General features: G+C 38.3%; 10 protein-coding genes and 1 pseudogene. 3 read left to right on the top strand and 8 right to left on the bottom strand.

What is annotated here, in order from left to right; translation table 11 throughout:
- On the bottom strand, positions 1-198 hold a 198-nt coding region (locus tag QMA01_RS17940; RefSeq protein ID WP_290215597.1), incomplete at its 3' end, for a MerR family transcriptional regulator.
- A 124-nt stretch (positions 199-322) separates the two neighbouring features.
- Here QMA01_RS17940 and QMA01_RS17935 point away from each other — a divergent pair.
- The 3 genes and pseudogenes from QMA01_RS17935 to QMA01_RS17925 all read left to right on the top strand — a co-directional run.
- Positions 323-559 (top strand): hypothetical protein, encoded by a 237-nt coding sequence (locus tag QMA01_RS17935; protein ID WP_290215596.1) that lies wholly within the window; start codon positions 323-325, stop codon positions 557-559.
- Between the two features lie 85 nt (positions 560-644).
- On the top strand, positions 645-869 hold the full coding sequence (locus tag QMA01_RS17930; protein WP_290215595.1) for a hypothetical protein: 225 nt from the start codon (positions 645-647) through the stop codon (positions 867-869).
- Between the two features lie 100 nt (positions 870-969).
- Positions 970-1,227, top strand: a pseudogene (locus QMA01_RS17925) (colicin immunity domain-containing protein); the annotation flags it as partial.
- 114 nt (positions 1,228-1,341) lie between these two features.
- On the opposite strand, the gene QMA01_RS17920 reads toward QMA01_RS17925, so the two are convergent.
- The 7 genes from QMA01_RS17920 to QMA01_RS17890 all read right to left on the bottom strand — a co-directional run.
- Complete coding sequence (locus QMA01_RS17920) at positions 1,342-1,779, bottom strand: DUF4275 family protein (RefSeq protein ID WP_290215594.1); 438 nt, start codon at positions 1,777-1,779, stop codon at positions 1,342-1,344.
- A 256-nt stretch (positions 1,780-2,035) separates the two neighbouring features.
- Positions 2,036-2,548 (bottom strand): GNAT family N-acetyltransferase, encoded by a 513-nt coding sequence (locus QMA01_RS17915; protein WP_290215593.1) that lies wholly within the window; start codon positions 2,546-2,548, stop codon positions 2,036-2,038.
- Positions 2,549-3,724: 1,176 nt separating this feature from the next.
- A complete protein-coding gene (locus tag QMA01_RS17910) occupies positions 3,725-4,891 on the bottom strand; it encodes a replication initiation protein (RefSeq protein ID WP_191716985.1) in 1,167 nt (388 codons plus the stop codon).
- A gap of 594 nt (positions 4,892-5,485) precedes the next feature.
- Positions 5,486-6,049 (bottom strand): tyrosine-type recombinase/integrase, encoded by a 564-nt coding sequence (locus tag QMA01_RS17905; RefSeq protein WP_191716984.1) that lies wholly within the window; start codon positions 6,047-6,049, stop codon positions 5,486-5,488.
- A 759-nt stretch (positions 6,050-6,808) separates the two neighbouring features.
- Complete coding sequence (locus QMA01_RS17900) at positions 6,809-7,804, bottom strand: SMI1/KNR4 family protein (RefSeq protein ID WP_290215598.1); 996 nt, start codon at positions 7,802-7,804, stop codon at positions 6,809-6,811.
- Between the two features lie 112 nt (positions 7,805-7,916).
- Positions 7,917-8,270 (bottom strand): hypothetical protein, encoded by a 354-nt coding sequence (locus QMA01_RS17895; RefSeq protein WP_290215592.1) that lies wholly within the window; start codon positions 8,268-8,270, stop codon positions 7,917-7,919.
- An 82-nt stretch (positions 8,271-8,352) separates the two neighbouring features.
- The coding region (locus tag QMA01_RS17890) for a hypothetical protein (RefSeq protein ID WP_290215591.1) at positions 8,353-8,602 on the bottom strand (250 nt) is incomplete at its 5' end.

Below are 8,602 nucleotides of genomic sequence, written 5' to 3'. Positions count from 1 at the left end.
CAAAGTCATTCCACTGCTATCCTTGAGCGTTATGAACTTCCGTAAAGCCATAAGGTCTGTATCGCTGTACCAACGATGGCCCTGAGCATTTTTTTTGAAGAGATAGCCGCTTTGTTCGAGTAATAACGAATACTTGCGGAGCGTTGACGGTTTGATGTTAAGAACAGTTGCAATATCTTCTGGTGCATGAAAGGTCATCGCTGATTGCCTCCTTTTCTTTCATCGTAAAGGACGCTATCCAATTTGGACAGCTTAATTTTCTCTAGGTAAATTGGGAATTTAAGTTAAACTTTAATTAACGCAAACGAAAGAAGGTGAATTTATGAGAATAGGTTATTTAATAGGGGTTTTATTTTTTTTGACAGGCAGCATAATGCTGTTTTTACACAAATTGGCGAGTGTGATGATTCACTACTTGATGAACTTCGTAAATGAGGAAACCATTAAGTTAAATGGGGCATTTGATTTAGTTGGCATCTTGTTTATGATTGTTGGGGTCTTGATAGGAGCTTATAGCTTTTCTGCTGCCCGAAAAATTGCGCAATCACCATTAACTTGATTTGTATACTAAAATATCACACTAATTTACATAGCGCAGGTTGTTAGAAGTAATTAAAAACAGAAAAAATGGAGGCACTTAATGAATGATTAACACAACAAGAATACTTCAGGTAATGGCAACTTTAGGTTTTGTTCTAGCATTTTTCGAGATTGGTATTGGATGGTTTATCGGCTTCTTTTTTACTGGTATTTTCTTTATTCTTTTAAAAGATGATCAAAAAAAATTGAAAAAAACAAACATAAGTTTTGGATTAATTATTCTTATTTATTCTTTTTATGCTCTCTATAGTCAGTCCACTTTTTTTTAGGAAGCTTATAAAATAAATTCATAGTCGAAAGTTCTTAAAGTAGTTTACATATCACAAGTTATCGGAAGGAAGAAAAATGTTATAAGACAAATATAAAGACCTCATGGTGAAGTTTCTTACAAATAAACTATCGGCCGATGAATTTCAAACAGTGTACATGAAGAAATTTATGGAGTGGGATGATCGAATGACGGAACCTCAATTTGAGATTTTGAAAGCGGTCTTTGAAGCTGCAGATTGCTACTGGCATGAATGCCTTCCAGGACAAGAAACGACCTTTGAAATTTCCGAGCAACAACTTCGAAAAGAAGTTACGGAAGCCTTAAGAAAATTAAATCAATTGGTGTCCGATCAATAGGCTATCAACAAAAAAGAAGGTGCTCGTTATGAGCACCTTCTTTTTTGTATAGCTGCCGATAATTCCTCATATGTTAACTGTATTTCCTGTGAGTCTACTTTTTAGACAATCTTTTCAATTACCCTTGGACTTTTTTCTGTAAAAGTATGGACCCCAATCTTCTTCATGAGGAATCACATATGTCCAATTAAAGCCTTTGTCCACAACATAGACATCACTGTATTCGCCTGTTACATTCGACAAATCTTTTGCATTCATAGAAGAAGCATATCCTACTTGTAAAACATCTTCTGACTCTTGAAAGAAGATATAACAATATTGCTTGTTTACTTTATCGAAGGCTAGAGCTGCTTCTTTCTTTACCAAGTAATCTACTTTTTCAGAAGAAAACATATACCATAAAAATTCATCTAAATTTTGATGTTGTTCAAGTTGAGAATCAGAAAAAGCATTAATCCATTTCTTTCTATAGTTTATGCCAATATTTTCAAATTCATTGACGACTATTCTTTTTTTACGAAGAACATTAATTAATTCGATGATAATCACCATCTTTTCTGGCCTATTTTAAATCAGATAACTTCTATCATTGGCCTATTAGGTTCTATAAATAGAATACGAGATCTAACCCTGAATAGAAAAATTAACTTACACCATCCACAAAAGTAAACTTTGACAGACAAAAAAGAAGCTCACGTCGAAGTTTCTTCACTTCCGATAAATTCAGGATATGTAAACTTGCTATACAGCTTTGTCTTTGAATGCTATTTTCTGTAAGAAAGGAAATATTCAAATCGAAATTCCCCCTTCACACTTCTAATCTATATTGTATAAGCAAGCCAATCATTCCTAAGTATTCTTCACTTCCTACTCTGCTGATTTCTTTAAAACCAATCTTTTCAAGCATTTTTCGTGAACGCAAATTTGCTTCATTTGTTTCTGCTTTAAAAATCATAATTCCTAATTGATCTGCTGCAAACTTCATCATACTCTTGGAAGAGTTATATCCAATTCCTTTTCCCCATAATTCACTGTTCCCTATTGCAATACCTAACTCCGCCGTATAATCCTTAATATTAGCCAAATCTGCATATCCGACTAAATTTCCGTCATATTCTATTCCCATTCGAATAAAGTCGTTTGATACATTGTTAACACACAGAAGCCACCATCTATACAATTCTTCAGGATTTCTGTTTATCTCCCATCCATTAGCCAAACAAAAGGAGTCGTCTTTGCTCCATTTTAAAACCCTTTCATAATCATTTATAGCTATAGGTCTAAGTTGAATGCATGATGAAAGGTTCTGTTGTTCATTCATTCCTGTTCCCCCCAACTATCTTTATTTAAATCGTTCCTTTTATAAATTCTTGAAGCTTATTTTTCACTCCTAAAAAAGGAGTATGATTACTTTCCTCGTTTCACTAAATATACTCAGAGCTTTGAATAATAGCTAGATAATTTTGGAAACAGAAACGTTCGTAAAAGTACACGGTCTCGAACACCTCAAAAGCATCTGGAAAACAAAAAAAGAACGTTTGCAAAAACGGCTATACACTTTGCAAACGTTCTTCAATTCAAGCTACATTTCCGTACGAATTATCGTTATTTTTCATTTTTATCTATGTATTTTTTACATCCGAAAGCGACGAGTGAATAACTGGACACTTCAGATTTTTGCTGCTGTCGATCGGCTCGGAAATCTCATTCTTTTTTTTAGAAATGTTCGGTCCGATTTAAAAATGAAATTCAAAACAACGGGATTCACGGCGAGTGCCCATTTACACGCAGTGATTTTTTTCAAAAATAACCGCGTCGTCCTGGGTTTCCTGCAGGGGCTCAAATCATGTAGAAAAATTCACGGACTCAGCAAAAACAGAGAAAGAGCATAAGGAAAACGTGCCCCCATTTTCAATGGGCGACGAGGCAGAGCCTCGTGTTGGAATGGGGACACCGAAATTGCCTTTTGGCACAAGTTTGTGCCAGTTTTTTTGCTCATTGGCACAACTCTGTGCCACTTGTTTTGAATCCGTAAGAGTTCGTTTTGACTTTCAACATTTCATTTTTTCTGGTGGTCCGGCAGCCAAAAAGAGGTGCCTCCATGTGGAGGCAAATGGCTTTTTTAAGGGCCTCCACGTGGAGGCATCTAGCCCTTTTTCGTGATATCACCCAAACCCCAGGCTCCGCCTGGGCTAGCACCGAAAGTGATAGCAGATTTCCCTTATGCTCTTCGCAATCTTTTTTCAGGATTCGTGATTTTTGTGATGGTCCACTAGCCCCTGCGGGAAACCCAAAACGACGCCGTTATTTTTGAAAAAAATCACTGCGTATAAATGGGCACTCGCCGTGAACTTTTTTCCTTCGCGTTCTCAAACCGGTTTCCGAAATGAACGGTCCGGAAAAAAAGAACGGCAATCCGAACACAAAAAAAATCATCAAAAAATCCCGACCGGACTTTCTGTTTCCAGAAAAAATCCGGTCGGGATGTTGATGTTCATTACGAAGAAGGCGTGTCTTTTTTTGAAAGCCGTTCTTTTTTTTCGGCCAACTTTTTCAGCAGCTGGTCTTTCTCTTTGGTGAGTTCGGAATTCGGTTCGGCAGCTTCTTTCGGTTCCTCTTTGGACGTGAACCACTCCGGCAATTTCTCTTGCCTTCCGATGTGACGTTCCTTCATCGGCTGCAGATCGGCGAACGTAATCTGCCCTCCGGCTTCATGAATCTCCCACGCCGAGGTGATTTTGGATTTGATAAACCCGAGGGGATTCTTGACGGTTTTTTCCTCGTTGACGTAGCGAATCAGCCATTCCAATTCCTGTTCGGCATCGTCTTGCCAGATAAGTGAAGCGCCCTGGTGCAGCTGCGCAAAGAATGCCATGTCGAACTGATACCCATCAGCCAAGGTATTTAATCGAGTACGTAATTCATCCTCTAGAGATATCGATCTAAAAGTCTCTGAGTTTTGTTTAGAACTTGGAAGTTGAATTTCCTTATCAACTGAATGGTGAATAGTAAAGCCAATTTTTTCGACTTTACGTCCCTTTTTTATTTCAGTAAATTTAATATGTAAGTCTGTTTTTTCATTGACTTCTTCAATTGCTCTTTTTAAAACCCTGTTTTTGAAATGGGTGTACCGACTATAAGTCCCTTCCTCTATCCCAAATTTAAGCTTTAATTCATCAACTGGATATTCCCACTCTCCTAGGTGTTGCCATTTTTTCATCAGCTCATATAAGCGAATTGAATAGCCACTCCCTAAAGACAATATGTTACTTAGTTTGTAAGAGGTGAATTGAGTTTTCAGTTGTAATAAGTACGGCTTTAGATACGGAGAAAAAGAAAGTTTGATTATCCCTTCTCCTTCTTTATAACGTTGACTGGCAACCCAGTTTGTTGTTATAAAACCATCTTCATCAGGTATAAAAATTGTTTTCGCTTGCAGATGTAAAGCTACTTCTTTAATTTCTTCATATTTAGCATGCCCTTTTAAACCCAGCATTTCACTGAATTCCTTTATCGAAATGCTATATTCTTTAAAATCTATATCATTTGGTTGAATCATAGAAACCATAGTGAGGATAATCTTTTGTTCTCGTGCCGATAATGGCTTCATATGCCTAGCTTCAATCAATCTATTTGATTGAGTTACAACATGATTTTCATTCAAGTTAACACCTCTTTTTTTTATTGTGTCCTTATACGACAAAATAAGCGTAACAAAACCAGTTATAATAGTAAAGGTACCGATTATTAAAAATTGTGTCCTTTTGAACCCGAAAGTGTGTCCTTTAAACCCGAAAGTGTGTCCTTTTGAACCCGAAAGTGTGTCCTTTAAACCCGAAAGTGTGTCCTTTAAACCCGAAAGTGTGTCCTTTAAGTCTTTCAAACCCAGTCATACCAAGGGCTCAGAGCCTCTCTAAAACACTTAAAACACTTAAAACAAAGTAATTAAAACACCAACAACACGCGTACGCGCGCAAAAGAGTTGGTGGTGGGGAATAAACGGGACCGAAAGTGTGGCCTTTCAAGAACCAAAACCCAAATTCAAAAAAAGACACAAAAAAACAGAGGCTCTGCGTTTCTTCTTTTCCAGATAGCAATTTAAACGCCCAGAGACCCCCTAAGAGCGATTTCTAGAAAAAAGACGAACTCAGGGAAGCAATTTGATCCAGAGACCTCAGAGACCCCTTAGAAGGCGATTTAAAGCTAAGCGAAAAAACGAACCCAATTTGCTGATTTTTTCGGCGGTTTGGGTTCGTTTTTAGAGGCGAAATGCCTTCAAATTGCTTTCAATCTGCTCGTCCGTGATGCCGATGTAGCGCAGGGTGATCTGCGGATGGGCATGGTTGAGGATGTTCTGCAGCTCGGCAATGTCCCGGAATTGCTTGTAATGCCAATACCCAAAGGTCTTGCGCAGCGTGTGCGTGCCGATGCCATCCGGCATATCGACCATCTGGGCCGCCTTGTTCAGCTGGCGGTACGCTTGGACCCGTGTGATGGGGTTTTGCCCCTTGCGGCTTGGAAACAGCCATTCTGTGCCGTTTAACGTGCCGATATAGGCATTCAGCTCGTCGTAGATGTTGCCGAGGTGAATCGTCCGCCGTTTGCCGGTCTTGCCTTCACGCAGGGACACGACTTTCTTGCCCTGAATCTCGCTCACTTTGATCTTTAACAGATCCCCGACCCGCAGTCCCGAATTGATGCCCAGGAGAAACAAAATATAATCCCGTTCGCCGCACCATTTCTTCAAACTCCATTTCATGTCTTCGATTTTTTCCAAGGACCGGATCGGCTGCACGTCTTTGATTTCATTTTGCTTACTCATGAGAGAACTCCTTTTAGTTGATGGCTGTATTTTTTTAGGTACTAATTGCCGTATGTAACGAACTACTCAAGGCATTTGGGCCAAAAGAAAAAAGAGCGTCGCCAACGAAAGACGAGCCCAGTGGAATCAAGGTTTTGAATGTATCTTTTTTTCTGGTAATTTCAGTTTCGCTCGTTTTTTCGGTGAAGTCAATAGAATCAAGGATGTGAATGTAACTTAATTGCTAATAAGTTACATTCAAAAACAGTATTTTTCAATTGAAATTCCTAGATTCAAAATTATGTTATGGTAGATAAATGGAAATTTCAAATACTAAAGGGAGATGGAAATTTTGTTAAAGATATTTAATATTGGTCTCGCTGTATTCATTTTTATTTTGGGAATCTTGTGGTTTTTAACTGATGTTTTCGAACCCACTGCTCAATTTGTAATTTTACTGCTGTCTGTAGTCTTTTTATCGTTTGGTATAGAAAAAATAAAAGATGGGATGAAGCGAGTAGGATATCTCTATCTCTTTGTTTTCTTAATTTTGGTCATTACAGTCATTTCTACATTTTGAATGTAACTTAATTCACATTAAGTTACATTCAAATTCAATGAAAATCGTTTTGTAAATCATATTAAAACCTTCTCTCAACTTTGAAAGGAGAACGATTTTGCCTTATTCAATTCCTTTACAATTTTATTGATACAGTTTTAGCTCTTGTTGTGAACTGTTGAGTGACTAAGAACCACCATAGAAAAGAGGCGATTGTTAGATTACACTTTTTTTACCTGGCTCCAAATTTCTTTTAACAGTTTACCGTTGATGGTGGCGTACTCCAATAGGTCCCCTACTGTAGAATAGGATTGCAAATCCGTTTGATAATCGGACAAATGCCAAAGATTCGAATGTTCGTTGATATGATAGATTTCACCTTGATAAGAAAAGCTTTCCATTCCGGACAGTTCCACATCTTGTCTCAATTGTTCAAATGGATAATTCATTTTTTCCTTAATCAAGTCGGCAAACAGTTGAACATCACTTTCCGGATCTTTTTCAAAATGCGCCAACAACCTATTGAGCGTAGAATTTTCCAACTGGTGAGTCATGCCCCAGACAATCCGGGCCACTTCGATTCTCACGAATTCACTCGGATGTATGCTTAATTCTTGGAGTCGCTCACCAAACCATTTCACATCGACATCGGTATATGACAAGTGCATCAACGCCATCACCAATTCATTAAATTTGTTTTGTTGGATAAACCTTTCAAGGTCTTGTTCACTGTATTCCTCTACTGCATCCTCATCTTCTTCAAAAGCACCAGATTCCTCAATAGATAACTTGTTTAGAAATTCATCAAAACTTTCTGCAACTTGTGCAAGCTGCTCTGCCTCATTGTCCACGTAAACAATCGAAGGATTTGCAACAGTATTACGATAATCCATAGCAAGCCAGGTATGTCCATCCCCGCTAAATAGAATGAGTCCTTCTGGCATGTCCCACTCTTTCAAAAAATAAGCATTATTAAGAATGCCGTTTTGAAGACCAATCCCTTTAATATGGTCAACCGGAATAAATGCATCTCCCCAGGCAGAAGCCATAGAACTGGGAAAAGCATTATAAAGAATACGTCCTCCGTTTTGTTCCTTAAGAATTGTCAGGTAAGCGTCAGGAAATTTTATACCGAACATTTCTTCTGCTTTTGTTATCATGTCGTCTGTCAGGGGTTGTAGCTTAAATTCAGTGCTCTCTTTTTCCCAAATACTCATTGCCAAAATGTTCACCTCTTTTTTTATTATTCAGTGATATGGAGGAATTGAATGTAACTTAACTGCACTTAAGTTACATTCGTTTTCGCTGAAATAGAGAACGCTTTTAACCTCATGGAGTTCTCTTATAATTTTTCGATAATGTTATTGGAGAACGCGGTGTACTGCCATTTTGTGTTTCATTCACAAAAAAGATATGGGAATTTACTTCTCCGTATTGGTCCGTATAAGGCATTTCTAACGATTCAAATAAAGCGATCTCTTCGTCTGCTATCTTCATGACGAATGTTTGATAATCTTCCAAATCCGATGCAGTAAAGTCCCTTGTCGCCTCTCCTTCTTTTAATGCTTCATCAATCATTTCTCTCAGCTTAAGTAAAGCGCTTGTATTGCCCACAATAAACGATTCATGGTGAGGCATGTGTTGTGCGTAGATATGCAGAAAGTTAGTAGAATTAAGAGTCAAGTTCTCATCTCCTCTTCGGTTATTTTTGCCTAATTCTGTGAAAAAATGATTCGACAGCTTCAAAAGCAAATCCACTTCCTCATTATTTGTTCCAAATCCTGGCCCATAGGCTTCGTGTGTCTTTTTTAGGTGTTGTCGTTTCAGATTTGCTTTCTGGCTGCTGTGAGGGCGATCCTGCGCTCGCTATCTTTGGTTGCTCGGACGAAGGGGCATCAAGTGGCTGCAGGCTGCCCTTCAGTGATTTCACTTCCTCCAAAATCTGTCCGTTTTGCTCTTCTTGCTTTTGAATACTTTGGGCCATTCGATCAATCGTCTGTTGCTGGTGTTGGATC

Origin of the sequence: Planococcus notacanthi (assembly GCF_030407825.1) — a bacterium.
Taxonomy (GTDB): domain Bacteria; phylum Bacillota; class Bacilli; order Bacillales_A; family Planococcaceae; genus Planococcus; species Planococcus notacanthi.
This window is presented reverse-complemented; position numbering and strand designations above follow the sequence as displayed.